Origin of the sequence: Salinarimonas rosea DSM 21201 (assembly GCF_000429045.1) — a bacterium.
GTDB lineage: Bacteria > Pseudomonadota > Alphaproteobacteria > Rhizobiales > Beijerinckiaceae > Salinarimonas > Salinarimonas rosea.
Map to the genome: position 1 here is coordinate 1 of NZ_AUBC01000023.1, position 25,748 is coordinate 25,748.

The following is a 25,748-nucleotide window of genomic DNA, read 5'->3' on the forward strand; positions in this document are numbered from 1 at the left end:
TCCTGAAGCTCGTGTTGTCGCAAACCCAAGCTTCCGGGATCCCCGATCCCGTTCAAGTCCCCTCCGTCTCACTTCTGTCCGGCCCTACACAGGGGCTTCTGGCGCATCTCCGACGGGTCGCACACCGGCTCGCGCCCGTGGCGACGGGCCCCGACGCTGCTCACCCGACGACCGCCGGCCCGCCGACTGCGCATTCGGGAGCTTTCGACCGGGCCGGTCGTGGTGAAGGCGGCCGAGATGCCTCCTGCTGTCAGGTAGACCCGGCCACTATCGCCAGCGAAGACAGGGTGACACTCCGTTCTTCTTGCAGCGCACAAGACGATCTTCTTGTCGCCCCGGCGGGACTATGCCAGCCTCGGCCGTAAAGGAGACTTCGGCGCTCGCGCGCGGGGTCGAGGAGGGCGGGAACGGCCGCCCGGGGACATGCGATCGGGGAGACGGGTCATGCTGGACAAGACGGCGGCGGCGCGCGTCACGGAGGTTCTGTCGACGCTCGAGGACGCGCTCGGCGCGGCCGGAGAACAGGACCGAGAGAGCTTGGAGCGCGCGGTCGCGCTCTTCGCGCCGGACTGCTACTGGCGCGACCTCGTCGCCTTCACCTGGAACATCAAGACGCTCGAGGGCCGCGACCAGGTGCGCGACATGCTGGCCGCGCGCCTCGCCGACGTGAAGCCGAGCGGCTTCGCCCTAGACGAGAAGGAGTTCCCCAGCGAGGCGGGCGGGATCACCGAGGGGTGGATCCGCTTCGAGACCGACGTGGCGCGCGGCTACGGGCACGTACGCATCAAGGACGGGCTGATCTGGACGCTGCTCACGACGATGGTGGAGCTGAAAGGCCACGAGGAGAAGGCGGGCTTCACCCGGCCGCTCGGGGCCAGGCACGGCGTCAACCCCGGCGCGCCGACCTGGAAGGAGGAGCGCGAGGCGGAGGCCCGCACGCTCGGCTTCGAGACCCAGCCCTACGTCGTCGTCATCGGCGGCGGCCAGGGCGGCATCGCGCTCGGCGCACGGCTGCGTCAGCTCGGCGTGCCCACCATCATCGTGGAGAAGAACGAGCGCGCCGGCGACAGCTGGCGCAAGCGCTACAAGTCTCTGTGCCTGCACGATCCGGTCTGGTACGACCACCTGCCCTATATCGACTTCCCGAAGAACTGGCCGGTGTTCTCGCCCAAGGACAAGATCGGCGACTGGCTGGAGTTCTATGCCAAGGTGATGGAGCTCAATTACTGGACGAGCACCACGGCCAAGTCCGCCCGCTACGACGAGGCGACGAAGGAATGGACCGTCGTCGTCGAGCGCGACGGGAAGGAGATCGTGCTGCGGCCCAAGCAGCTCGTCTTCGCGACCGGCATGTCGGGCAAGCCGAATATGCCGGACTTCCCCGGAATGGACCGCTTCGAGGGCGAGCAGCACCATTCCTCGCAGCATCCGGGCCCCGACGGCTACGTCGGCAAGAAGGTGGTCGTGGTCGGCTCGAACAACTCCGCCCACGACATCTGCGCCGCCCTTTGGGAAGCGGGGGTCGACGTCACCATGCTGCAGCGCTCCTCGACGCACATCGTCCGCTCGGAGTCGCTGATGGAGATCGGGCTCGGCGACCTCTATTCCGAGCGCGCCGTGCAGTCCGGCATGACGACCGCCAAGGCCGACCTGATCTTCGCGTCTCTTCCCTACGCGATCCTGCACACGCTCCAGAAGCCCGTCTACGACAAGATCCGCGAGGTCGACGCCGAGTTCTACGCCGCCCTGGAAGAGGCGGGTTTCCAGCTCGACTTCGGGGTGGACGATTCGGGCCTGTTCATGAAGTACCTGCGCCGCGGCTCGGGCTACTACATCGACATCGGCGCCTCGCAGCTGATCATCGACGGCAAGATCAAGCTCGTGAACGGCCAGGTGGCGGAGATCCTGCCGCACGGCGTGCGGCTCGAGGACGGGCGCGAGATCGAGGCGGACGTGATCGTCTACGCCACCGGCTACGGCTCGATGAACGGCTTCGTCGCCGATCTCGTCGACCAGGAGACCGCGGACAAGGTGGGCAAGGTCTGGGGGCTCGGCTCGGACACGCCCAAGGATCCGGGCCCGTGGGAGGGCGAGCAGCGCAACATGTGGAAGCCGACCCGGCAGGAAGGCCTCTGGTTCCACGGCGGCAACCTGCACCAGTCGCGCCACTATTCGCAGTTCCTGTCGCTGCAGCTCAAGGCCCGGATGGAGGGCATCCCGACGCCGGTCTACGGCCTGCAGGAGACGCACCACACGCGCTGAGCGCGGCCGCGCGCCCGCCCGCGAGAGAGCCGACGGGCGTCGCAGGCGACCCGCGCCGGCGGGTCGCTCCGCCGGCGCCGCGGGCGACGGGCGTCACCGGCAGGGAGCCGGCATCCGTGGCCGATGTCGACGGACGCCACGCCGCCATGCTACCGGCTCCGCACTTTGCAGATCGGAGCCCGCCATGCCTTACCTCGTCCCGGATCGATCGGTGCACACGCAGGGAGCACGCCTGAGGTCCCGCCTGGCCGACGACGCTTTCCTCGTCATGCCCGGTGCCCATGACGGGCTCGCGGCGCTGCAGGCCAAGCGGGCGGGCTTCGAGGCGCTCTACCTCTCGGGCGCGGCCATGACGGCCTCCATGGGCATCCCCGATCTCGGCATGATCACGCTGGACGAGGTCGCCTTCTTCACCCGCACGATCGTTCGAGCCGGGGACCTGCCGGTCCTGGTCGACATCGACACCGGCTTCGGCGAGGCGCTCAACGTCATGCACGCGGTGCGCACGCTGGAGGACGCCGGGGCCGCCGCGGTGCAGATCGAGGATCAGCTGCTGCCGAAGAAATGCGGCCACCTCAACGACAAGCGCCTCGCCGATCCGCGCGACGCCGCCGCCAAGATCGCCGCCGCAGCCCGGGCGCGGCGCGATCTCGTCGTCGTCGCGCGCACGGACGCCGCCGCGAGCGAGGGGCTCGAGGGCGCGCTCGCCCGCGCCCGGCTCTACGTCGAGGCCGGCGCCGACGCGATCTTCCCCGAGGCGCTGACCAGCACCGAGATGCTCGCCGCCTTCGCCGCCGCGATGCCCGACGTGCCGCTGCTGGCCAACATGACCGAGTTCGGCCGCACCCCGGCCCTCACCGCCGCCGAGCTCCAGGCCATGGGCTACCGTATGGCGATCTGGCCGGTCTCCTCGCTGCGCATGGCGGCGAAGGCGCAGGAGCGGCTCTACGCGACCCTCGCCGGGGAGGGCACGACGCGCGGGCTCCTGCCGGAAATGCTCACGCGGGCCGAGCTGTACGACCTGATCGACCTTCCGGCCTACGAGGCGCTCGACGCGGCGATCGTGGCGACGGTGCTGCCGGACGAGGCTCGGTGATCACCGCACCTCTTCCCCCGGCTCGTACCCGATCAAGGCGCTCCACTCCGCCAGGAAGCGCGGCTTCTTCTGCGCGTCGAGATAGGCGAGCAGCGCCGGCGTGAGGCGGATGGGGCGCAAGGGACCGGCGAGACGGGCTTCGAGGCCCGTGGTCGAGCGGGGCCCGAGGATCGCCGGATGGACCGCGAACATGCGGCTCACGTCGGCGAGCACGGTCTGGCCCTCGATCGAGATCAGGAAATCGAGAAACAGCGCCGCATCGCGCGGATTGCGCGCCTGCGCCGAGACGAGCGCCGTGCGGGATACCGCCAGCGTCACGTCCGCAGGCAGCACGATCTCGAGGTTCGCGCCGCGCTCGATCGCCTCCTGCGCATAGGAGCCGAGCAGATTGTAGCCGAAGGTCCAGCGGCCCTCCGCGATTCCGTCGAGCATGAGCGAGGTGCAGCAGACGACGTCCGCGTCGACGCGCCCGAAGCTCTCGATCAGGTTGGCGAAGGCGCCCGGCTGGGCCGCGTCCTGCGAGGCGAGGAGGTAGCCCACCCCGCTGTCGACGATGTCGTAGGTGACGACGCGCTCGCGGAAGCGCTCCGGCTCCTCGCGCAGGAGCCGCACGAGATCGAAGCGCGTGCGCGGCGCCTCCTCCGCCGAGACGAGGCTCGGATTGTAGACGATCACCGCCGGCTCGTAGGTGAAGGCGAAGACCTGGTCGCGCCAGCGCGCCCAATCGGGCAGGTTCGAGGCGATCGGGGTCACGTGGCGTGCGGCGAAGCCGTCGTTCGCGAGCTTCACCTGCAGGTCCATGGCCGACGAGATCATCAGGTCGGCCGGCTCGCCCCGCCCCTCCGCGGCGGCCCGCGCCGCCTCGTAGAGGTCGTTCGTGTTCATGTCGACGAACGTGACGGCGACGTCCGGATGCACGATGCGAAAAGCCTCGACGATCGGCCGCATGGCGTCGAGATCGGTGGCGCTGTGGATGCGCAGGGAGCGCTCCGGCTGCGCGCGGGCGGGGAAGATCTCGACGATCGTCTGCGCGCGGGGCGTCTCGGGGGATGCGACGGCCAGCACGCAGGCGGCGAGCATCGCCGCTACGCCCGCGCCCCGGCCCGCCGGCGGGCGTGCCGGCTCGTCGGAGGCCGGAAGCAGGATGTCCGCGCACAGGCCGCCGAGCGGGCTTTCGCCCAGCGCGAGCCGGCCGTGATGCGCCTGCGCCACCCGCGCGACGATGGCGAGGCCGAGCCCGCCGCCGCCGGGCCGGCCGAAACGCTCGACCACTTCTCCGCGGCGGCTCTCCGGGATGCCGGGCCCGTCGTCCTCCACACGGATGCGGCGCATGCCCCCTGGCACGTCCGCGATCGAGACGCGGATGCGCGCACCCCGGCCCGGTCGCCCTGCATGATCGAGCGCGTTCGAGACGAGGTTGCGCAAGGCCTCGCGCAAGAGCACCGGGTCCGCCCGCACCGCTGCCCGCGCCGTCTCGTGCTCGAATGTGATGTCCGCCCCGCGCGCGAGGACGAGCGGGGAGAGCTCGCGCAGGGCCGCCGGCACGAGGGTCGCGAGATCGCAGGCCTCCAGCGTCGGCAATTCGCTGCGATGCGCCACGAAGGCGTGGGCCAGGAGCTGGTTCACCCGCACCGTCGCCTCGTCGACCCGCGCCTCGAGCACGGCGAGCGTCTCGCGCGTCTCCTGCGCCGGCAGGCGCTCGCGCTGGAGGGCGATCTCCGCCTTGATGGTGGCGAGCGGCGTGCGCATCTGGTGCGCCGCGTCCGAGATGAAGGCCTGCATCGCCTCGAGCTGGCCGGCGAAGCGGCCGACGAACGTGTTGAAGCCGGTGACGAGGCGCGCGATCTCCGCCGGCACCGCGCCGGAGAGCGGCCTCAGATCCGTCGCATCGCGGCTCGCGAGATCGCGCTCGAGCCGTCTGAGCGGCCGCAGCGCCGTGATCACGCTCGCGCCGGCGAGCAGGAGCGCCAGCACCGCGATGGCGACGAGGGGAAACACGGCGCCGAGCGCCATTTCGCGGGCGAGCGCGCTGCGCGCCGCGCGGGTCTGCGCCACCGAGATCCGCGCCCATCCCTGCAGGCCGGGGTCGGCGATCAGCCGACCGACCGTCGCGACGCGCACGATCTCGCCCTTGTAGGGCCGATCGTCGAAGACGGCCGCCGCCGAGACCGGCTCGACCTCGATCGCCGGCAGATCGGCATAGCCGGTGACGAGCGAGCCGTCGGGCGCGAGTACCTGGTAGAAGACCCGGTCGTCGCGCGCGAGCGCCAGCATGTCGAAGGCCGCCACCGGGACGTCGACCACGAGCCGGCCCTCGACGAAGGCCACGGTCTCGGCGATCGACAGCGCGGCCCCCGCGAGCACCTGGTCGTAGGCGGCATCCGCCGCGCGGCGCCCGTAGTGCGAGGCGGCGAGACCGAGCAGCACCGCGCCGCCCACGAAGACGACGGCGAGGCGCAGGATCAGCCGGCGCAGCAAGGAGACGCGAGCCTCGATCACGGCGCCTGCTCCACGATCGTGTAGCCCAGCCCGCGCAGCGTGCGGATCGTCGCGCCCGAGCCCTCGAGCCGCTTGCGCAGGCGCCCGACATAGACCTCGATCGCGTTGAGCCCCGCCGTGTCCTCGAAACCGTAGAGCTTGTCGGCGATCTCCTCCTTGGAGAGCACGCGGCCCTGCGCCGTGAGCAGCACGTCGAGGAGCCGGAACTCGCGCTTGGGCAGATCGACCGGAACGCCGTCGATCGCCACCGTGCGCCGGCCGCGGTCGAGCACCAGGGTGCCGATGCGCAACGCGTCGTGCGCCTCGCCCCGCGCGCGGCGCAGGAGCGCCCGGCAGCGCGCGGCGAGCTCGTCGCTCTCGAAGGGCTTGATCAGGTAATCGTCCGCGCCCTGGTCGAGGGCGGCGACCCGGTCGTTCACCGCCGAGCGCGCCGTCAACACCAGGACCGGCGCCGTCATCCCCTGCGCGCGCCAGCGCGCGAGGAGCGTCGTGCCGTCGACGTCGGGCAGCCCGAGATCCAGGATGATCAGGTCGTAGGCCTGCACCGCGAGCGCGTCCTGGGCACCCTCGCCCGTCCCGGCCACGTCGACGGCGTACCCCGCCCTCGTGAGCGGCGCCGCGGCGGCGTCGGCGATGGTGCGCGCGTCCTCGACGATCAGAATTCGCATCGGCTTTCTTCGAGAGATCGGCTCCGAGGCAGGTGCACGACAGGTGAATGACAGGTTCGGCCGCTAGTGTCACGTCTCGGAGCGTCGACCCGCACGCCACAAACACGGGCGCCGCCCTGACGAGAACGCGCGCACCGACGCGCGCACGAAACGGAGGAAACCCGATGAAGAGCCTGAAAACGGCGCTGGCCGCACTCGTCCTCGCCGGCTTCGCCCTGCCGGCCGCCGCCTTCGAGCCCGAGCGTCCCGAGTGCATCGCCCCCGCGAATCCCGGCGGCGGCTTCGACCTCACCTGCCGCGTGGCGCAGCGCGCCCTCGAGCCCGCGCTGCCGTCGCCGATGGAAGTCACCTTCATGCCGGGCGGCATCGGCGCCGTCGCCTATGCCCACATGAACTCGAACCGCATCGACGATCCCAACGTCATCGTGGCGTTGTCGTCCGGCTCGGCGCTGAACATCGCGCAGGGCAAGTTCGGCGCCGATTTCGACGAGAACGATGCGCGCTGGCTCGCCGCCGCGGGCGCGGATTTCGGCGCGGTGATCGTGCGCGCCGACAGCCCCTACCAGACGCTGGGCGAGCTGATGGAGGCGGCCGAGGCCGATCCGTCGGGCATCGTGCTCGGCGCCGGCGGCTCGATCGGCAGCCAGGACTGGATGAAGGCGGCGCTCCTGATGCGCTCGATCGGCGTCGACCCGCGCAACCTGCGTTACGTCGCCTACGAGGGTGGCGGCGCTTCCAAGGCCGCGCTCCTCGGCGGACAGATCCAGGTCTATACCGGCGACGTTTCCGAGATGGCCGGCGAGCTCGAGGCGGGCACGATGCGCATCCTCGCGGTCCTCTCGGAGGAGCGCCTGCCGGAGCCCTTCGCCGAGTTCCCGACCGCGCGCGAGGAAGGCTACGACGTCGTCTGGACGATCTTCCGCGGCTACTACATGGGCCAGGACGTCTCGGACGAGGCCTACGATTGGTGGGTCGCGCGCTTCGAGGAGATCTATGCCGACCCGCGCTTCGCCGAGATCCGCGCGGAGCAGGGCCTGTTCGAGCTCAACATGGCCGGCGAGGAATTCGACACCTACGTGAAGGCGCAGGTCGCCGCCTTCCGCGAGCTCGCCCGCGAAGCCGGCCTCATCCAGTGAGCGCCGCCACGCTCTGGGACCGCGCCTTCGGCGCGGTCCTCCTCGGCGTCGCCGGCGTCTACGCCGTCGACGCCTGGAACATCCACGTCCCGTTCCAGTACGAGCCGCTGGGGCCGACCGCCTTTCCGCTCCTCCTCGCCGCGGTGCTCGCGACGACGGGCGTGCTCCTCGTCGCGCGGCCCGATCCGGTGCACTGGTTCACCCGCCGCGATCAGGCCTTCCGCGTGGCCGCCGGCGCGGTCGTGATGGGCGTCTACGCCGCGCTCTTCGTGCCGCTGGGCTTCATGATCTCGACCGCCCTGATGACATTCGCCATGGCCCGCCTGTTCGGCTTGCCGGCGATCAAGGCCGCGATCTACGGCGTGGTGCTGGCCGTCGTCGGCTATTTCGGCATCGCCGAGGCGCTCGGCCTCAACGTCCCCTTCGGCGACATCTTCCGGAGCTGATCCGCCATGGACATCCTCGCCGGTCTCGCGGAGGGCTTCGCCGTCGCGCTGACCCCGCTCAATCTCGGTCTCCTCATCGCGGGCTGCTTCTTCGGAACGCTCGTCGGCGCCCTGCCCGGCATCGGCCCGATCAACGGCGTCGCGATCCTGCTGCCGCTCGCCTATTCGCTCGGGCTCCCCGCGGAGAGCGCGCTGATCCTGCTCGCGGGCGTCTATTACGGCGCGGAGTACGGCGGACGGATCTCCTCCATCCTGCTCAACGTGCCCGGCGACGCCTCGGCCGTCATCACGACGATCGACGGCTACCCGATGGCGAAGAACGGCGAGGCGGGGCGGGCGCTGGCGCTCTCCGCGCTCGCCTCCTTCGTCGGCGGTACGGCGGCTCTGGTCATGATGACGGTGTTCGCGCCCTTCCTCGGCCGCGTCGCCATCGGCTTCGGGCCGGCAGACTACGTGGCCTTGATGGTCTTCGCCTTCTCCTGCCTCGCGACGCTCGTCGGCGCGCGACCGTTGAAGACGATCATCGGCGTCGTCATCGGCCTGATGCTCGCCACCATCGGCATCGATTCGGCGACGGGCGTGATGCGCTTCACGATGGGCATCCCGAACCTGTTCGACGGGATGGAATTCCTCATCGTCGTGATCGGCCTCTTCGCCATCTCGGAGGCGCTCCTGCTGCTCGAGAGCTGGACGCCGGTCGCCTCCACCATCAAGGCGCAGCGCGACAATGTCCGCGCGCGCGTGCGGGAGATCGTCGGCTATCGCTGGACCATGGCGCGCTCGGCGGTGATCGGGTTCTTCGTCGGCGTCCTGCCGGGCACCGGCGCCTCCATCGCATCCGCCGTCGCCTACGGCGTCGAGAAGCGCATGGCGCAGGGCGACGATGCCATGTTCGGCAAGGGCGACCCACGCGGCCTGATCGCGCCCGAGACGGCGAACAACGCCGCCGCCGCGGGCGCGATGGTGCCGATGCTGACGCTCGGCATTCCCGGCTCGGGCACGACGGCGATCCTGCTCGGCGCGCTGCTCCTGTTCAACGTGACGCCCGGCCCGCTGATGTTCGAGCAGCGCCCGGAAGTCGCATGGGGGCTGATCGCCTCGATGTACATGGGCAACATCGCGCTTCTCGTGCTCAACCTGCCGCTGGTCGGCATCTTCGCGCGGCTCCTGTCGATCGACACGGCCTATCTCGTGCCGCTCGTGGTGATGCTCACCTTCGTCGGCGTGTTCTCGCTCTACGGCGCGACCTTCGACCTCGTCTTGATGCTGATCCTCGGCTTCTTCGGCTATCTCCTGCGAAAGCTCGGCTTCAGCCTCGCGCCGGTGATCCTCGGCCTGGTGCTGGGCGCGCTGCTCGAGAGCAACCTCAGACGTGCGCTGTCGATCAGCGCGGGGGACTGGTCGATCCTGTTCGAGACGCCGGCGGCGATCGTGTTCTGGATCGCGGCGGCCGCAGTCGCGGCGAGCCCGCTGCTGATGCGCGCGCGCAGGCGCAAGGCGGCATGAGGCGGAGCGCCGGGTAGACTCCGTCGCAGACTGCCATCGGCCGAGGCGGAGTGAAAACGCCCTCGAAGATGCTAAGCTTCAGCTCGTTACACGGGGAGCTTCGGGATGGGGCGCTCCGTCGAGGGCCAGGATCGCCGGCAGGCCGCTTTCCTTCCTGATTGCCTCGACGACTACGTCGATGCCGAGAACCCGGTCCGCGTGATCGACGCCTTCGTCGATGAGCTCGACCTCGGCGGGCTCGGGTTCGAGCGTGCGCGGCCGGCGGCCACTGGCCGTCCGGCCTAACCACCCGGCGATGATGCCGAAGCTCTATGTCTACGGCCACATGACCCGCGTTCAGTCGAGCCGGCGGCTGGAGCGGGAGGCGGGCCGGAACATCGAGCTGATGTGGCTCACAGGCAAGCTCGCCCGGACTTCGAGACCATCGCCGACTTCCGGCGCGACAATGCCGAGGCCATCAAGGCGGCCTGCCGGCGGTTCGTGGGGCCGTGCCGCGGCTTCGGCCTGCTCGGCAGCTCGGTCGTCGCGCTCGACGGCAGCCGCTTCGAGGCGGTGAACATCGCCAGCCGCGCGAATGCGCACGAGAAGCGCTTGAGCATTCGCTGAAAGGATGTGCGTGCGGTCTCAGAGATCGAGCGTGACGCCGACACGCGCGCGCGACACGCAGAGCATCATGCGGTGCTGCCGTGTGCTCGGCTTGAGAACGACGTCGCGGTGAACGACGATGCCGTCGACATATCCGCATTCGCAGGAGCCGCACACGCCGAGCTCGCACGAGGATGGCAGCGCGAAGCCCTGCTCTCGCAAGACGTCGAGCGCCGAACGGTCCGCGGGCACGCGGTACGTCTGCCCGGTGGACGCAATCGTCACGTCGAAGGGCTCGGGCTTGTAGTTCTCGTCGGACGTCGCGGCGAAGACCTCGAAATGCACGTGTTCCTCGCTGCGTCCTGCCGCCGCCTCGGCCACCGCCACGGTCAGCCGCTCGGGCCCGCAGCAATAGACGTGCACATCGTCGGGCACGCCCGTGAGCAGCGCGGCGACATCGAGCCGACGGGCATCCGCACCCGACGACCGGTAGACAGACAGCCTGTCCCCGCAGACCGCCTCGACCAGCGTGGGGAAGGGTGAATCCTCCGAGCGCACACACAGATGAAAGGCGAAGTCCTCGCCGCGCCGTGCGAGCGCTCGCGCCATGGCGATCAGGGGTGTCGCCCCGATGCCGCCGGCGATCAGCACCGCCCGCCCCGGCACGAGCGGGAAGTTGTTGCGGGGCGCCGAGACGTGGGCGATCGCGCCCTCGCGGAGGATCTGGTGAGCGAGACGAGAGCCTCCACGCCCAGTCTCGTCCCGCTTCACAGCGATCGTGTAGGTCGTCAGGTCGTCGGGGTCGCCGATCAGCGAATATTGGCGGACCTTGCCGTCGGGGAGGCGCAGGTCGACATGGGCGCCCGGCGTCCATGCGGGGAGCGCGGGCCGGCGTGGATGGCGGAGCGTCGCGCGCGCCACGCCGTCGCCGAGGTCGATGCGCTCGACGACCTCGAGCTTCATGACAATGCGTGCGGTCACGACGGTCTCGCCGCTCTGTTGGGCTTGGTGGTCCGCTCCCCCATCGGCTCGATCACGTCGCCGGGGCGGATGATCCCGCCGGTCTCGATCCAGCAATTGAGGCCCGACCGGTTGTACAGCGGCAGGAAAACCGGCTTTCCGAGCAACTCCTCCAGATAGCGGCACGGGAAATTCAGGCGCGCTCCCGCGAGGACGCATTCACCCACCCGAAAGCGCCAGCCGACGAGGTGATTGAGCGGCACACCGCGCACCGTCAGGTTCCGGCGATGCTCGTCGCGTGCGAGCGCGATCGGGGCGTCCTGCATGGGCGGGTCGTTCCAGGCGAGGGCGTCGAGCGCCTCCTCCTCGATCAGCGTCACCTCGCGGGCGTCCGGCTTGGGAGAATAGGTGCCGGTGCCGAGATAGTAGCGGTCCCCCACGATGCCTCGCCGTGCGACGAGCTCGGCCTCGGCGAGCTCCTCCATCTCGTAGCTCGCGGCGGGCGCGATGTGGATCGACAGGAGTGTGCCGCGCCAAGCCATGGTCAGGCGCCCACTTTTCCGGAGGCGAGGGCAATCGCCTCGATTTCGACCTTCGCACCCTTGGGCAGCTTCACGACCTGATACGCCGAGCGCGCAGGGGGGGAGGACGGAAAGTAGCCCGCGTAGACGGCGTTCATTTCCGAGAACGTGTCCATGTCGGTCAGGAAGACCATGCACTTCATCACGTCGGCGAGGGTGAGGCCCTCGGCGTCGAGGATCGCGGCGATGTTGTCGAGCGCCCGACGGGTCTGGTCCGTCACGCTCTCCGGCATCTCGCCCGTAGCGGGGTCGATGGGCAGCTGGCCCGAGACGAAGACCAGGCCCCCTCCCTTCACCGCCTGCGAGTACGGGCCGGCGGCGGCGGGGGCCGCGTCGGTGTTCACGATGGTCTTGGTCATGACGAGCTCTTCTGGTGGAGGATGAAGGGGAGACGGCGCCGGGCCGACGGGACGCGGCGCGTCGGCACGCCACGGCGGAGAGGGGCCTCAGCCATGGCCGAGCGCCTCCCGGTTGGCGGCGAGCGCCCTGTCGTACTCCATCACGCGCACCACTTCGGCGGCGACGTCCTCGCCGTGGTCGCGGGCGAGCAGGTGGAACATCGCGTCGATGCCGAGCGTGACCCCGCCGCTCGTCACCACGCCGCGGTCCTCGGCCAGCACGACGCGGCGGCTTCTCACGCGGGGGCCGAGAAGGTCGATCGGCGGCACCTCGCCGGCAAATACGGCGGCCTTGGTCGTAGCGGCAAGGCCGTCGAGCAGCCCTGCCGCGTGAAGGATCATCGCGCCGGTGCACAGTGATGCGACGCGGCCGTGACCGGCGCGTATGAACGCTAGGGTCTGCGCATCGGAGGCTGCGCGCGTCCAGCCGGGTCCCCCAGTCACCACCAGCAGGTCGAGGGGTGGGCAATCGGAGAAGCCGTGCTCGGCGATGACCCCGAGCCCGTTGGCGCACGCGACCTCGCCCGCTCGCCGGGCGACCCCGGTGAAGGCGAGGCTCGGGATGATGCGCTTGGCGATCGAGAGGACCCCGAAGGCGGCCCCGACGTCGATCGGCTCGACCCCGTCGTAGAGCAGGATGCCGTACATCGATTGCGCCCCGCGCTCACCCCGCCTTCGCCAAATCGATAATAGCGGCGATCCAGGGGAAGGGAAGGTGGGGCGTTTGCGGCGGAGAGGGTGGTCGGGAGACGACGCATGGCTGCCACCGAGCTGTCGGCGCCGAGGCGCCCCTGGAACAAGGGTGTGCTCGTCGGCCAGATAGTCGATCCGCAAAGACCGTTTACATGTCAGGTATTTGAGATGGAAGGATGGCGGAGAGGGGGCTTCGGGCCCCCGACACTTTTGCCCTTATGCCGCATTCCGAGTTCGGTCCTCTCTCGCCCGAGCTTGCAGCGCTGAAGAACCTTGGAGCTAAACCGCAGAGCTTTGGTCAAGACGAAGCACTATGCGCAAATCTACAGCACCTCACACATCCAGGTTCGACACGCTCAGCGCGTTGTCCTGGATGAACTCCCGCCGCGGTTCCACCACGTCGCCCATCAGCTTGACGAAGAGGTCGTCCGCGTCGGCGACGTCCTTGACCTTCACCTGGAGCAGCGAGCGGGCCTCGCGATCGAGCGTCGTCTCCCAGAGCTGGTCGGGGTTCATCTCGCCGAGCCCCTTGTAGCGCTGGAGCGTGATGCCCTTCTGGCCGACGCTCATGGCGGCCTCGAACAGGGCGCTCGGGCCGTAGAGGGTGCGCGTCTCGGCCTTGCGGACGAGCTCGACCGGGCGGTCGTAGATGTCCTGGAGCTTGCCGGCGCGCTCGTCCAGGCGCTTGGCGTCCTGGCTCTCGAGCAGCGCGGCGTCGAGCGTCTCGACCTGGGTCACGCCGCGCAGCGTGCGGGTGAAGACGAAGCCGTGATCGCGCACCTCGCCGGTCCAGCCGCGCTCGGTCTCCTCGGAGATGGCGTCGAGGCGCCGGGCGACGTAGGCGGCCGCTTGGCCGGCGGCGTCCGGGTCGTCGACGAGCTGCGGGCGCAGCACCCCGGCGATCGCCGCCTGCTCGACGATGAAGCGGCGGTAGCGCGAGTGCAGCCCGGCGAGGATGTTGCGCACGGTGCGCGCCTCGTCGACGAGCGCCTTGAGCTGCTCGCCCTGGAAAACCACGCCGGTCGCGAGCTTGAGCTGCGCGTCCGCCATGCCGGTCTCGATGAGGTAGTCCTCCAGCGCCCGCTCGTCCTTGGCGTAGATCGAGCTCTTGCCGCGCCCGACCTTGTAGAGCGGCGGCTGGGCGATGTAGAGGTGCCCGCGCTCGATCAGCTCCGGCATCTGCCGGAAGAAGAACGTCAAGAGCAACGTGCGGATGTGGGAGCCGTCCACGTCCGCGTCCGTCATGATGATGATCTTGTGGTAGCGCAGCTTGTCGGGGTTGAACTCCTCGCGGCCGATGCCCGTGCCGAGCGCCGTGATCAGCGTGCCGATCTCCTGCGAGCCGAGCATCTTGTCGAAGCGCGCGCGCTCGACGTTGAGGATCTTGCCGCGCAGCGGCAGCACCGCCTGGTACTCGCGCGCGCGGCCCTGCTTGGCCGAGCCGCCGGCGGAATCGCCCTCGACGATGAACAGCTCGGCCTTGGCGGGGTCGCGCTCCTGGCAATCGGCGAGCTTGCCCGGGAGCGAGGCGATGTCGAGTGCGCCCTTGCGCCGGGTGAGCTCGCGCGCCTTGCGCGCCGCCTCGCGGGCGGCGGCTGCCTCCACCACCTTGGAGGCGATGGTCCGGCCCTCGGCCGGGTGCGTCTCCAGGAAGTCGCGCAGCGCCTCGTTGACGACGTTCTCGACCGCCGGCCGGACCTCGGAGGAGACGAGCTTGTCCTTCGTCTGCGAGGAGAACTTCGGGTCGGGCACCTTCACCGAGACGACGGCGGTCAGCCCCTCGCGGCAGTCGTCGCCGGTGAGCGAGACCTTCTCCTTCTTGGTGAGGCCCGTGGTCTCCGCGTAGCTCGTGATCTGCCGCGTCAGCGCGGCGCGGAAGCCGGCGAGATGGGTGCCGCCGTCGCGCTGGGGAATGTTGTTGGTGAAGCACAGCACGTTCTCGTGGTAGCTGTCGTTCCACCACAGCGCGACCTCGACCGCGATGCCCTCGCGCTCCGCCTTGAGCATGATCGGCTTCTGCACGAGCGGGCTCTTCGCCCGGTCGAGGTAGCGCACGAAGGCCTCCGTGCCGCCCTCGTACATCAGCTCCTCGCGCTTCTTCTCCGCATGGCGATTGTCGGAGAGGATGATACGCACGCCGGAATTCAGGAAGGCGAGCTCGCGCAGACGGTGCTCCAGCGTGCCGTAGTCGAACTCCACCATCGTGAAGGTCTGGGTCGAGGGCATGAACGACACTTCCGTGCCGCGCTGCCCGTTCGCCTCGCCCACCACCGCGAGCGGCGCCACCGGCACGCCGTCCGCGAACTCCATGAAGTGCTCCTTGCCATTGCGCCAGATTCGCAGGCGCAGCCAGGTGGAGAGCGCGTTCACGACGGAGACGCCGACCCCGTGCAGGCCGCCGGAGACCTTGTAGGAGTTCTGGTCGAACTTACCGCCCGCGTGCAGCTGGGTCATGATGACTTCGGCCGCGGAGACGCCCTCGCCGGAATGAATGTCGGTGGGAATGCCGCGGCCGTTGTCGGAGACCGTCACCGAGCCGTCGGCGTTGAGCGTGACGTTCACCGCGGTGGCATGGCCGGCGAGCGCCTCGTCGATGGCGTTGTCGACGACCTCGTAGACCATGTGGTGCAGGCCGGACCCGTCGTCCGTGTCGCCGATGTACATGCCCGGCCGCTTGCGCACGGCGTCGAGTCCCTTGAGCACCTTGATGGATTCGGCGCCGTAGGCGTCGGTGTCGAGATTGGTCGCAGGCTCTGCCATGAACGGGTCCCTGGGACGCGCCGCGACGTGCGGCGGGATCGCCCCCCACGAGTTCGATTCGTCTTCCCTATTTAGGCGCTGCGGCTCGACTTTTCACCCACCGCGCATCACGCGCGCGCGCCCGCGGACATCTGTACACGGGTTTTTGCCGGCGTGCACGCCGGCCCGCGAGGCGGATGCGTCGCAGGTTCCCGGGCCGACCCATCCGCCCTCTCGCGCGTTGCCCCTCGACCTGATCCGAAGTCGCGAGGAGCTCCCCATGCCCGAGCACGGCACCGCAGACGCGCAGTCCCGCCCGCAGGACGCACCGCCGCTCTCCGACAAGGCGCTCGCCGTCTTCGCCTTCGCGGCCTACCACCAGCTCGAGAGCGGCGAGCCCGTCACCGGGGTCGTTCGCCGCGACGGGGCCGGGCACAAGGCCGACGAGGAGGCGATCGCGGAACTCCGCGAGGCCGGGCTCGTGACCGTCGAGGAGAGCCGGGTGCTCTTCTCCGCTCAGGGAGAGGCGGTGCTCGGCGCGCTGGTCGGGGCGTTGCGGACGGTGGCGCCGCAGTCCTGAGCCGGCCCGAGCCGGGTGGCGGCGACCCACCAGCCCGGATGCGCGGCGGCGAGGCGGGCGGCCGCCGCGCCGGCCTGCGCGTCGCTTCCGTAGAGCCCGAACACCGTCGCCCCGGAGCCCGACATCCGCGCGAGCGCGCAGCCGGGGGTCTCCCGCACGGCGCCGATCACATCGGCGACGACCGGCGCGACCGCGATCGCCGGCGCCTCCAGGTCGTTGCCGGCGGCGCGCAGGCGCGCGACGAGGTCGGCCCCCGAGACTCCCGGCTCGAACCCGAGCGCCGTCGGCGCCACGGCGCGTGTCTCGCCCGCCGAGAGGCCGAGCGCGCGGAACACGGCGCGGGTCTCGACCGGGACGCCGGGGTTGACGAGCACCGCGGGCAGCACCGGGCAGGGGAGGGCGGGGCCGAGGCGCTCGCCGATGCCCTCCATCACGCACACGCGCCCGGCGAGGCAGACGGGGACGTCCGCGCCGGTCCCGGCGGCGGCGTCGGTCACGCGGGGGTCGTCGAGGGGGAGCCCGTTGGCTCGGGCGAGGAGCCGCAGCGCAGCCGCCGCGTCCGCCGAGCCGCCGCCGATGCCGGACGCCACCGGCAGGCGTTTCGTCAGGCGAAAGCGCCCCGACATCAGGCCCGGCACCCGCTCGGCGAGCGCCCGCGCAGCCTTCACCACGAGATTGTCTGGATCGCCGGCGAGCGCCGTCGCCTGCGGGCCCTCGACCGCGACGGCGGTGTCGCCGCCGGGGACGAGTGCCAGGTCGTCGCCGACGTCGGCGAAGGCGACGAGGCTCGAGAGCCGGTGATAACCGTCCTCCCGCCGGCCGAGGACGGCGAGCGTCAGGTTCACCTTCGCCGCCGCGAAGGCGGTCAGCGCCTCGGGCACGGTGCGCTCAGCCGCCGTTCGCGCCGGTTCGCGGCGCCTGCGCCGCCTCCGGCGCGGGCTCGTCCTCGAGGCCGTGCTCGAGCTTGCGCAGGATCGCCTCGCGCTCCTCGGGCTCGGGATCGTTGTCGAGCGCGTGCTGCCACTGGAAGCGCGCCTCGAGCCGGCGGCCGACGCGCCAGTAGGCATCGCCGAGATGATCGTTGATCACCGGGTCCGAGGGCTGCAGCTCCACGGCGCGCTCGAGCTCGCGCACGGCGTCCTCCCAGCGGCCGAGCCGGTAGTAGGCCCAGCCGAGCGAGTCGATGATCATGCCGTCGCGCGGCGAGAGCGACACCGCCTCCTTGAGCATGTCGAACGCCTCGTCGATGTTGATGCCCATGTCGACCCAGGAATAGCCGAGATAGTTCAGCACCTGCGCCCGCCCGATGGAGGAGCCCTCCGGCACGAGCTCGAGCGCGCGCTCGAGGTCGGCCTCGGCCTTCGGCCATTGCTTCGCGCGTTCGTAGGAGGCGCCGCGGAAGTAGAACAGCGGCCAGTGCACCGCGGTGGGCGCGCCGATCAGCTCGATGGCGCGCGTGTAGTAGCGCGCCGCATCGTTCCACTGCTGACGCACCCGCAAGATGTTCGCGAGCGCCGTGACGACCTCGAGATCGTCCGGCCGATCCGCCATCAGCATGCGCAGGCGCGATTCCGCCTCGGCATTGCGCTCCAGCCGCTCGAGCAGGTGCGCGACCTCGATGTCGGCGTCGACGTTCAGGGGCGAGGTCCGCGACACCTGCTCGTAGAGCAGGATCGCGTCCTCGGGGCGGTCCATCCGGGCGAAGACGTCGGCGAGGGTGATGAGCGACATCTCGTGCTCGGGCGCGAGGTGGAGCGCGAGCCGCAGGTAGATGATCGTCGGCATCTCGTCGCCCTGCGCGTTCCCCGCCGAGCCGAGCGCGTAGAGCACCTCCGCGGCGCCCGCCGCGATCGAGGTCGCCGGACGGCCGGGACGCTCGCCGGCGCGCAGCGCGTCGATCCGCGCCTCCGCGAGCGCATGGCGCTGAACCTGCGCGAGGAAGGCCTCGTAGATGCCGATCGCCTCCTCGGTCCGCCCGCGCCGGGCGACGTGGCGCGCGTAGGCGTCGACGATCGAGAGCGCCGTCGGCTGCATCCCGTAGGCCGCCGCGAGCCGTTCCTCGGCCTCGTCGGGCATGCCCAGGAAGGAGGCGAGCAGGCCGCCGTGGTAGAGGCGGAAGATCTCGAAAGCGGGCTCCCCCGCGAGACGGTCGAGCGCCTCGAGGGCGGCCTTGCCGTCCCGCGCGCCCGCGTGCGCCCAGGCGGCGAGGAGCGTCGCCGTGAGGTCGGCTGCGCGGCTGCCGGTGCCGTCCTCGAAGCGCGCGAGCGCCTCGCCGAAGCGAGCGTTCCGCAGGTCGTCGACGCCGAGCGCGAGGAGGGCGAGGCCGTTCTGCGGATCGAGGGCGATCATCCGCTCGGCGGTGCGCATCGCGTCCGGCATCGACCCGTCCGCCAGGAAGGCGACGAAGGCGCGCTCCATCAGCTCGGGATTGGACGGATCGTCGAGGAGCGCCTCGCGCAGGAAGGTCGCCGCCGCCGTCGGATCACGGGCGAGACCGGCGACGTAGCCGGCGAGGAAGTTGCCCGAGAGCGAGCGGGCGGGCTCCACGACGTCGCGCGCCTGCGCGTCACGGGCGCCGCCGCCCGCGAGCGTCGCCGCGAGGAGCGCCGTCGCGAAGACGAGGGCTGCACGGCCCGGCAGTCGGATAATCGGCAAGGGGCGTCTTTCGGTGTGAGCGGGCAAGGACTTCGGCTCCGATCTCGCGCGCCGGGATCGATCGGCGCGCGCGTCCGCAACGACGCGCGACCATGCCCCGTCCACGCGGCGGTAGCAAGGCGGGACGAGGTCACGGCGCTAGCCGCGCCGGCGTTCCGCATCGAGCGCCCGCGCCATCGCCACGAATCCATCGACCCCCACCTCCTCCGCCCGAGCGGTGGGCGGCACGCCGGCGGCCTCGATCAGCGGCGCCGGGTCGTGGCCCAGCGACTTCAGGCTCTGGCGCAGCATCTTGCGCCGCTGGCCGAACGCGGCGGCGGTGACGGCCTCGAGCGCACGCACGTCGCAGGGCGCCGGGTTCTCGCGGGGAACGAGCCGCACGACGCTCGACGTCACCTTCGGCGGCGGCACGAAGGCCGAGGGAGCGACGTCGAAGAGAATCTCGGCCTGCGTGCGCCAGCCGCAGAGCACGCCGAGACGTCCGTAGTCCTCGCGCTCGTCGGGCGTCGCGACGATGCGCTCGGCCACCTCTCGCTGGAACATCAGGGTGAGGCTCTCCCAGAAGGGCGGCCAACCGGGCGTCGCGACCCAGCCCGTGAGGAGCTGGGTGCCGACGTTGTAGGGAAGGTTCGCCACGACCCGCGGCGGCCCCGCGCCCGGACCGTCCGCGAGGAGCCCGCACGGGTCGAAGGCGGCGGCGTCGGCCTCGACGACGGTGAGGCGGCCGGGATAGCGCTCGGCGATCCGCGCGAGCGCCGGCAGGCAGCGGGCATCGCGCTCGATCGCCACGACGTGCGCGGCACCACCGGCGAGCAGCGCACGGGTGAGGCCGCCGGGCCCGGGACCGACCTCGAGCACGCGCGCGCCCTCCAGCTTCCCGGAGGCGCGGGCGATCCGGCTCGTCAGGTTGAGGTCGAACAGGAAGTTCTGGCCGAGCTGCTTCCTGGGCGCGAGGTCGAACTCCCGCACCACCTCCCGCAGCGGCGGAAGGTCGTCGATCGCGCTCACGGGGTCGCGACCGCCTGCGCCCGGCCCGCGAGCCGCCCGGCGAGCCCGAGCGCCGCGACGAGGCTGTCGGGCCGCGCGATGCCGCGCCCGGCGATGTCGAAGGCGGTGCCGTGGTCGGGCGAGGTGCGGATGAAGGGCAGGCCGAGCGTGACGTTCACCGCCTCGTCGAAGGCGATGGTCTTGATCGGGACGAGGGCCTGGTCGTGATACATCGCGAGCGCGACGTCGTAGCGCGTCCGCGCGCGGGCGTGGAACAGCGTGTCCGCCGGATGCGGCCCGGTGGCGTCGATCCCCTCCGCCCGCAGCGCCGCGATCGCCGGGGCGATCGTGTCGATCTCCTCGCGCCCCATGGCGCCGCCCTCGCCCGAATGCGGGTTGAGCCCCGCGAGCGCGAGCCGCGGGGCGGTGATGCCGAAGCGCTGGCGCAGATCCCGGGCGACGATACGCGCGACGGCGAGGATGCGCTCGCGCGTGAGCGCGTGGGGCACCTCCGCGAGCGCGATGTGGACCGTCACCGGAACCACCGCGAGGTCCTCGCTCCACAGCATCATCACGGAGAGCGGCGGCGGTGCGCCAGGCTCTGCCGCCAGTGCGGCGAGGAACTCGGTGTGGCCGGGATGGGCGAAGCCCGCCTCGTAGAGCACCGACTTGGCGATGGGGCAGGTCACGACGCCGCCCGCACGGCCGGACCGCGCGAGCGCGACGGCGCGCTCGATCGACTCGAGGATCGCGGGCGCGTTCGCCGGGTCCGGCCGGCCGGGCTCGGCGGAGACGGGCGCCTCCAGGGGAAGCACGGGGAGGGCCTCGTCGAAGACGGCGGGCGCCTCCTCGATCTCGGCTACGAGTCGCACCGGCACGTCGATGCCGACGGCCCGCGCCACGCGGGCGAGACGATCGGCGTCGCCGACCAGCGCGAACGGGGCGAGGCCGTGCGCCGCGCGCGCGCGCCAGGCCGCGAGCGCGATCTCCGGGCCGATGCCGGCGGGGTCGCCGAGGGTGAGCGCGAGGGGGCGAGGATGATCGGGGCTCGCCATCACGATCACTGGTTCTGCGTGCGGCCGAGCGGGTCCTGCGACAGGTCCTGGCTGAAGCCGACCTCGCCGAGCGTCAGCAGCTCGAGCCGCGCCAGGAGCGTGCGGTTGTAGCGCTGCCCGTTGGTGGCGCCGGCGATCGGCTTCGACGTGAGCTGGACGGTGAAGATCGTGCACTCGTCCGCGTAGCCGGCGCCGACAGCCATCGAGGTGATCGCGTCGGAATCGAAGCCCTGCCTCGTGTCGTTGCGGTACTTGTCGAGGTCGACGCCGATGTCGCCCGTCACGAACCAGTTGCGCGTCAGGTAGAGCGTGCTCGACGCACTGATGCCCTCGCGGGCAGTGTTGTAGCCGAGCTCGGGCTGCGGCGAGAGCCGGGCGTAGAACAGCGTCGCGGTGAGCGGGCCCAGCGTGCCCGTCATGTCCGCCTCGAGGCGCTTGACTGAGAAGTCGTCCCTGTCGAAGCGGGCGCGGGCACCGGCCCGAAGGCCGGTGAACGGGCTGAACTCGAGCCGCCCGACCACGTCGGAGAAGCGGTCCTCGAGGCCCGAGCCGGACCCGATGTCGAGCAGCCCGCTCTTCTCGAAAGCGTTGCGGCCCGCGAGATGGATGGACTGGCCGAGCATGGCGTTGAGGTAGAGGCCGCCGTCGCCGGAATAGGTGTACTGCAGCCCGTAATTGCCGCGCACGCCGCCTTCGCTGCGGTCGAAGCCGGTGAACTTGTCCCACTCGAACAGGCCGGTGTCGTCGAAGACGAAGCTCTGCGCATCCTCGTTCGGGAACCTGCCGACGAGGGTCTCGTCCGGCCGCGCCACGACCTGGACGATCGGCTCGACGACCTGCGTCCCCCCGAGGAAGTCGCCCGCCAGCGGGAAGCGATACTCGAGCCCGACGCCCGGCATGACGCGCGCGTGGAACTCCTCGTCGCGTCCCGTGAAGGTCGCGACGTTGGCGTTCTGGAAGCCCGTCAGGTTGGGCGAGAACCACATGGCGTCGGCGCGCGCATAGGCGAAGGGCGTCCAGGCCTGCCCCCAATCGTCGATGAAGCGCCGCCGCCAGCTCGTCTCGACCGACGCACGCGTGTAGGCGCCCGCGAGGCCGAAGGCGAAGCAATCGCGGTCATAGGCGAGGCAGGTCGGGTAGTTCGCTTGGAGCCCCGGCGTGATGATCGTCGCCTCGTTGCGGTTGATGCCCTGGAACTGCGCCGCCTCGCGGGAGAGGCTCGTGAGGTTCGCGGTGAGCCCGATCTCGCCGCCGATCGCCCAGGGCGCCTCGAAGCGGCGGTCGTAGTCGATGACCGGGTGGACGATCGGCTGGTGCTTCTGGAAGTCGGCCGAGGAAAGGCCCTTGAAGTAATAGCCCCGGGCCTCGAAGAACGAACGCTCGCCGACGCCCGTGAGGAAGAGCGTCGAGATCGCCTCGCTGCGGTAGGTCGAGATCGCGCTGACGGTGGCGCTGTTGAGGTTGTAGTCCGAAAGGAAGAAGCGGTCCGACACCAGGGTCACGTCCCAGCCGAAGGACCAGCGCGGGTTGATGGTGAAGCGACCGACGCTCTCGATCATGCCGCGGCTCTCGTCGAAGCCCTCCGGCGGCTCCTTGCGGTCGAAGGCGGCCGGGTCGTTCTCGAAGATGCCGGCGGCGCGAATCGAGTACGAGCCCGTCATCAGCCGGTGGCGCCACTCGGCGTCGGCGAGGAAGCCCTGCCGGTCGAAGTAGGCCGAGCGCAGCGTGATGTCGTAGTTCGGCGCGAGATTGATGAAGAACGGCACACGCGCGCCGTTGCCGAGCGTCTGCGACACGATCGGCGTCGGTGCGAGAAAGCCGGTCTTGCGGCGCACCGTCGGGTCTGGCGACCAGAAGTAGGGAATGTAGGCGATCGGCACGCCCGCGAACTCGAGCGTCGCGTTCTCGTAGTAGATCGTCTTCTCTTCGGTGTCGTGGATGATGCGCGCGGCCTTGACCTGCCACAGCGGCGGGCGGCTCGGGTTGTCGGCGCAGGGCTCGCAGGTCGTGTAGGTGCCGCGCTCGAAGACCGTCTGCTCGCCCTCGATCCGCTCCGCCCGCGGCGCGGTGAAGCGGCCGGTCGCGCCGCGGCCGGCGTCGACGACCGGCTGCTCGACGCGCAGCGAGTCGATGAACCCCGAGCGGAAATCCTCGGTCAGCTCGAACCGGTCGCCGGTGACGACGGTGCCGTCGGCCTGCGTGAGCCGGGCGTTACCCTGGGCGAAGACGCGGCCGGTGTTGCGGTCGTAGGTGACGCGGTCGGCCTGCAACGTGCGGCCGTCGTAGTTCATCTCGACGTTGCCGACGGCGGCGACCGTGTTGCGGTCGTTGTCGTAGACGAGCTCGTCCGCCTCGACGAGGAGGCGCGCTCCCGGGTTCGCGGCCACCTGGCCGGCCAGAGGGTCTCCCCCCGCACCCTGCGCATACGCCGGGGCATGCGAGAGAATGGCCACGAGCGCCGTCGCCAGGGCCATGCGCGCGAGTCCGACCGTCACTCGTCCCACCCTTCGAGGTCGGCGAGCCGTGGGGGCGACCATCAGCCGTCCTCCTTGTGCAAGAGCACCAGCACGCCGAGCAAACTCCCTACTACAGCCGGAAACCAGGCGGCGAGCGTGGTTCCCACCAGCCCCGAGCCGCCGAGATCCTCCATCAGCTCGGTGGCCACATAAAGCAGGAATCCCGCGGCGACGCCACCCAGAACCATCTGGCCCACACCACCAAATCGGAAGAATCTTAAGGAAACGGACGCCGCCACCAGGATCATCGCGACGAACAGGAGCGGGCGCGCCATCAGCGCCTCGCGCTGCAGGTGGTAGCGCGTGGCGTCGAGCCCGGCGAGCTCCGTCTGGGCCGCGACGTCGTCGAGATCCCAGAAGGGCACCGATTCGGGCGGGGTGAAGCTCGTGCGCAGCTGGCCCGGGTCGAGGCTCGAGGCGAGCTCGTAGCGGGCGTAGCTCTGCGGCTCGACGTCGAGCGCCGTCACCCGTGCGTCGAGCAGCTCCCAGCGGCCCTGCCGCAGCTCGCCCTCGCGCGCCTCGATCCGCTCGCGAAAGCGACCCTCGCGGTCGAAGACGAAGATCGTCGGGCGCGACAGCCGGGTCGTGCCCTCGACGGCGGCCTCCGCGCGGATGATGGCGGTGCCCTCCGGGCTGCGCTGGCGGATCCAGACGTTCTGCGCCGCCGCGATGCCGGAATCGCGCGCGAACAGCACGGCCTCGCGGGCGCTCGCCTCCTGCTTCAGGGTGGCTGCCAGGGGGTTGTAGACGAAGACCGCGAACACCCCGACGGCGAGCGCCACCACGATGCCGGGCTGGAGGAACTGCCAGGCGGAGACGCCGGCGGCACGGGCGACGACGAGCTCGAGCTTGCGCGAGAGGTTGAGCAGCGTGATCATCCCGCCGAACAGCACCGCGAAGGGCAGGACCTGCTCGGCGATCGCCGGCGAGCGCAGGAGCGAGAGCATCGCCACGTCGCCGGCGCCGACGCTCGCGCTGTCGCCCGCCTGGCGCATCTGCTCGACGAAGTCGAGCGTGTAGACGAGCAGGAAGACGGTGAGGAACACGCCGCCGATCGTGCGCAGGAAGCGCGCCGCGAGGTAGCCGCCAAAGGTGGCGCCGACGAGCATCACGCCCTCCGGGAGGACGCGAGGAGGCGCGCGGGTGCGAGCCGGGCGAGCCCGCCCGACAGGCGCGCGGTCAGCGCGGCGCTCTGCTGCGGGCGCATGGCGATCCACAGCGGGATTGCGATCCCCGCCAGCGGCGCGGCCCAGACCAGCGCCACCGCCGCCGCCGAGCCGACCGCGGCGCTCGAGGCCGCGAAGCCCGCGACGCGCACGAGCACCATGCCGACGACGGCGGCCGCGATCGCCGTCCCGCGCCCCTGCCGTGTCGTGACCGCCTGGCCCAGCGCGGCGAAGGCGATGGCGACGCCGGCGAGCGGGTAGAGCCAGGAGGTGAGCCGGTCGTGCAGCTCCGCCCGGAAGCGCCCGGGCACGGCCCGGTAGTACGGGTCGTCCGGATCCGGCGCGAACAGGGCGCCCGTCGATTGCTCGCGCGGCTTGTAGAGGATCGCCGCCTGCTCCGGCCCGAAGGCCGCGAGGTCGACGGCGTAGCGCTCGAAGGTGACGATCGAGCCGTCCTGGCGGCCCGTCTGCTGGCGATGGATGCTGCCCGATTCGAGCAGCAGGTAGCTGCCGTCCTCGAGGTCCGCCGCGACGCCGCGCTCGGCGACGTAGACGACGGTGCGCTGCGGATCGCGCCGGTCCTGCAGGAAGACGCCCAGCAGCGCGTCCCCGGATTTGTCGCGGTAGGAAAAGGTGATGCCGCTGTCGAGCTCGGTGAACTGGCCCTCGCGCACCAGGTTCGCGACGAAGTCGGCGCGGATCTGCGTGATCAGGTGGCGCAGCTGCGCGAAGCTCGCCGGCATGAGCCAGATCGTGTTGAGCGCCACGACCACGGCGACGATCGCCCCGAGAACCGCGAAGGGGCGCATCATCCGCCAGGGCGACATGCCCGCCGCCGAGGCGACCACCCATTCGGAATCGCCGTTGAGCTTGTTGAGCGTGTGGATCGAGGCGATGAACAGCGCCACCGGGGCGATCACCGTCACGAGCGCGGGCAGCGACAGGCCGGTCACGACGAGGAAGACGACGAAGGTCTGGCCCTTGCCGGTGATCAGGTCGAGCTCGCGCAGCGCCTGCGTGATCCAGATCACGCCGGTGAGCCCCACGAGGATCGTGAGGAACGCGCCGAGCACGGTTCCGAAGATGTAGCGTTCGATGCGCGTCATGCGGCGGGCTCCGACCCGTTCGCTACCGCCCCTCGCGCCGCGAGGCAAGCGTCGCGGGTTGCGCTCACGCCGACGTGAGGCGGGCGGCACCCGCCCGCGCGGCTTCACCCCCGC

Annotated in this window: 20 protein-coding genes and 1 pseudogene; 7 read left to right on the plus strand and 14 right to left on the minus strand. The window is 70.8% G+C overall.

Annotated elements, in window-relative coordinates; all coding sequences use genetic code 11:
• Positions 1-444: 444 nt before the first annotated feature.
• Both G407_RS0116405 and prpB read left to right on the plus strand, forming a co-directional pair.
• Positions 445-2,262 carry an NAD(P)/FAD-dependent oxidoreductase gene (locus G407_RS0116405; RefSeq protein ID WP_029031699.1) on the plus strand — a complete coding sequence of 606 codons (1,818 nt, stop codon included), beginning with the start codon at positions 445-447 and terminating at the stop codon, positions 2,260-2,262.
• A gap of 184 nt (positions 2,263-2,446) precedes the next feature.
• Positions 2,447-3,358, plus strand: a complete 912-nt coding sequence (gene prpB, locus G407_RS0116410) for a methylisocitrate lyase (RefSeq protein ID WP_029031700.1) — start codon at positions 2,447-2,449, stop codon at positions 3,356-3,358.
• On the opposite strand, the gene G407_RS0116415 is transcribed toward prpB, so the two are convergent.
• Positions 3,359-5,857: an extracellular solute-binding protein gene (locus G407_RS0116415; RefSeq protein WP_029031701.1), complete on the minus strand. Its 2,499-nt coding sequence runs from the start codon at positions 5,855-5,857 to the stop codon at positions 3,359-3,361.
• Positions 5,854-6,525, minus strand: coding sequence for a response regulator (locus G407_RS0116420; protein WP_029031702.1), 672 nt, complete (start codon positions 6,523-6,525; stop codon positions 5,854-5,856). The genes G407_RS0116415 and G407_RS0116420 overlap by 4 nt, the downstream gene beginning before the upstream one ends.
• Before the next feature lie 164 nt (positions 6,526-6,689).
• Between G407_RS0116420 and G407_RS0116425 the strand changes: the two genes are divergently transcribed.
• The 4 genes and pseudogenes from G407_RS0116425 to G407_RS32600 all read left to right on the plus strand — a co-directional run.
• On the plus strand, positions 6,690-7,661 hold the full coding sequence (locus G407_RS0116425; RefSeq protein ID WP_029031703.1) for a Bug family tripartite tricarboxylate transporter substrate binding protein: 972 nt from the start codon (positions 6,690-6,692) through the stop codon (positions 7,659-7,661).
• Positions 7,658-8,107 (plus strand): tripartite tricarboxylate transporter TctB family protein, encoded by a 450-nt coding sequence (locus G407_RS0116430; protein WP_029031704.1) that lies wholly within the window; start codon positions 7,658-7,660, stop codon positions 8,105-8,107. The genes G407_RS0116425 and G407_RS0116430 overlap by 4 nt, the downstream gene beginning before the upstream one ends.
• Before the next feature lie 6 nt (positions 8,108-8,113).
• Positions 8,114-9,613, plus strand: a complete 1,500-nt coding sequence (locus tag G407_RS0116435) for a tripartite tricarboxylate transporter permease (protein ID WP_029031705.1) — start codon at positions 8,114-8,116, stop codon at positions 9,611-9,613.
• Between the two features lie 105 nt (positions 9,614-9,718).
• Positions 9,719-10,183 (plus strand): annotated as a pseudogene (locus G407_RS32600) (transposase); the annotation flags it as partial.
• A 54-nt stretch (positions 10,184-10,237) separates the two neighbouring features.
• On the opposite strand, the gene G407_RS0116445 reads toward G407_RS32600, so the two are convergent.
• The 5 genes from G407_RS0116445 to gyrB all read right to left on the minus strand — a co-directional run bounded on the left by G407_RS0116445 (position 10,238) and on the right by gyrB (position 15,590).
• On the minus strand, positions 10,238-11,179 hold the full coding sequence (locus G407_RS0116445) for a PDR/VanB family oxidoreductase (protein WP_029031706.1): 942 nt from the start codon (positions 11,177-11,179) through the stop codon (positions 10,238-10,240).
• On the minus strand, positions 11,176-11,700 hold the full coding sequence (locus G407_RS0116450) for an MOSC domain-containing protein (RefSeq protein WP_029031707.1): 525 nt from the start codon (positions 11,698-11,700) through the stop codon (positions 11,176-11,178). The genes G407_RS0116445 and G407_RS0116450 overlap by 4 nt, the downstream gene beginning before the upstream one ends.
• Before the next feature lie 2 nt (positions 11,701-11,702).
• Positions 11,703-12,098 carry a RidA family protein gene (locus G407_RS0116455; protein ID WP_029031708.1) on the minus strand — a complete coding sequence of 132 codons (396 nt, stop codon included), beginning with the start codon at positions 12,096-12,098 and terminating at the stop codon, positions 11,703-11,705.
• Positions 12,099-12,185: 87 nt separating this feature from the next.
• Positions 12,186-12,785, minus strand: coding sequence for a DJ-1/PfpI family protein (locus G407_RS0116460; protein ID WP_029031709.1), 600 nt, complete (start codon positions 12,783-12,785; stop codon positions 12,186-12,188).
• A 378-nt stretch (positions 12,786-13,163) separates the two neighbouring features.
• Entirely contained in the window at positions 13,164-15,590 is a 2,427-nt protein-coding gene (gene gyrB / locus G407_RS0116465) for a DNA topoisomerase (ATP-hydrolyzing) subunit B (protein WP_029031710.1), read from the minus strand.
• 259 nt (positions 15,591-15,849) lie between these two features.
• Here gyrB and G407_RS28180 point away from each other — a divergent pair, with 259 nt between their 5' ends.
• Positions 15,850-16,149 carry a hypothetical protein gene (locus G407_RS28180; protein WP_052341470.1) on the plus strand — a complete coding sequence of 100 codons (300 nt, stop codon included), beginning with the start codon at positions 15,850-15,852 and terminating at the stop codon, positions 16,147-16,149.
• On the opposite strand, the gene G407_RS28185 is transcribed toward G407_RS28180, so the two are convergent.
• The 7 genes from G407_RS28185 to lptF form a co-directional block, all read right to left on the minus strand.
• Entirely contained in the window at positions 16,086-17,030 is a 945-nt protein-coding gene (locus G407_RS28185) for a 4-(cytidine 5'-diphospho)-2-C-methyl-D-erythritol kinase (RefSeq protein ID WP_084327581.1), read from the minus strand. The two genes, G407_RS28180 and G407_RS28185, sit on opposite strands and share 64 nt — an antisense overlap.
• Before the next feature lie 7 nt (positions 17,031-17,037).
• Positions 17,038-18,804 carry a tetratricopeptide repeat protein gene (locus tag G407_RS28190; protein ID WP_043540032.1) on the minus strand — a complete coding sequence of 589 codons (1,767 nt, stop codon included), beginning with the start codon at positions 18,802-18,804 and terminating at the stop codon, positions 17,038-17,040.
• Positions 18,805-18,942: 138 nt separating this feature from the next.
• The gene (gene rsmA, locus G407_RS0116485) at positions 18,943-19,812 is read right to left on the minus strand and encodes a 16S rRNA (adenine(1518)-N(6)/adenine(1519)-N(6))-dimethyltransferase RsmA (protein ID WP_029031711.1); all 870 of its coding nucleotides are present in this window, start codon (positions 19,810-19,812) and stop codon (positions 18,943-18,945) included.
• The gene (pdxA, locus tag G407_RS0116490; RefSeq protein ID WP_029031712.1) at positions 19,809-20,846 is read right to left on the minus strand and encodes a 4-hydroxythreonine-4-phosphate dehydrogenase PdxA; all 1,038 of its coding nucleotides are present in this window, start codon (positions 20,844-20,846) and stop codon (positions 19,809-19,811) included. Before pdxA ends, rsmA begins: the two co-directional genes overlap by 4 nt.
• A 5-nt stretch (positions 20,847-20,851) precedes the next feature.
• Positions 20,852-23,320, minus strand: a complete 2,469-nt coding sequence (locus tag G407_RS0116495; protein ID WP_245259110.1) for an LPS-assembly protein LptD — start codon at positions 23,318-23,320, stop codon at positions 20,852-20,854.
• A 62-nt stretch (positions 23,321-23,382) separates the two neighbouring features.
• The gene (gene lptG, locus G407_RS0116500) at positions 23,383-24,471 is read right to left on the minus strand and encodes an LPS export ABC transporter permease LptG (protein ID WP_029031714.1); all 1,089 of its coding nucleotides are present in this window, start codon (positions 24,469-24,471) and stop codon (positions 23,383-23,385) included.
• Entirely contained in the window at positions 24,471-25,634 is a 1,164-nt protein-coding gene (gene lptF, locus G407_RS0116505) for an LPS export ABC transporter permease LptF (protein ID WP_029031715.1), read from the minus strand. Before lptF ends, lptG begins: the two co-directional genes overlap by 1 nt.
• Between the last annotated feature and the right edge of the window lie 114 nt (positions 25,635-25,748).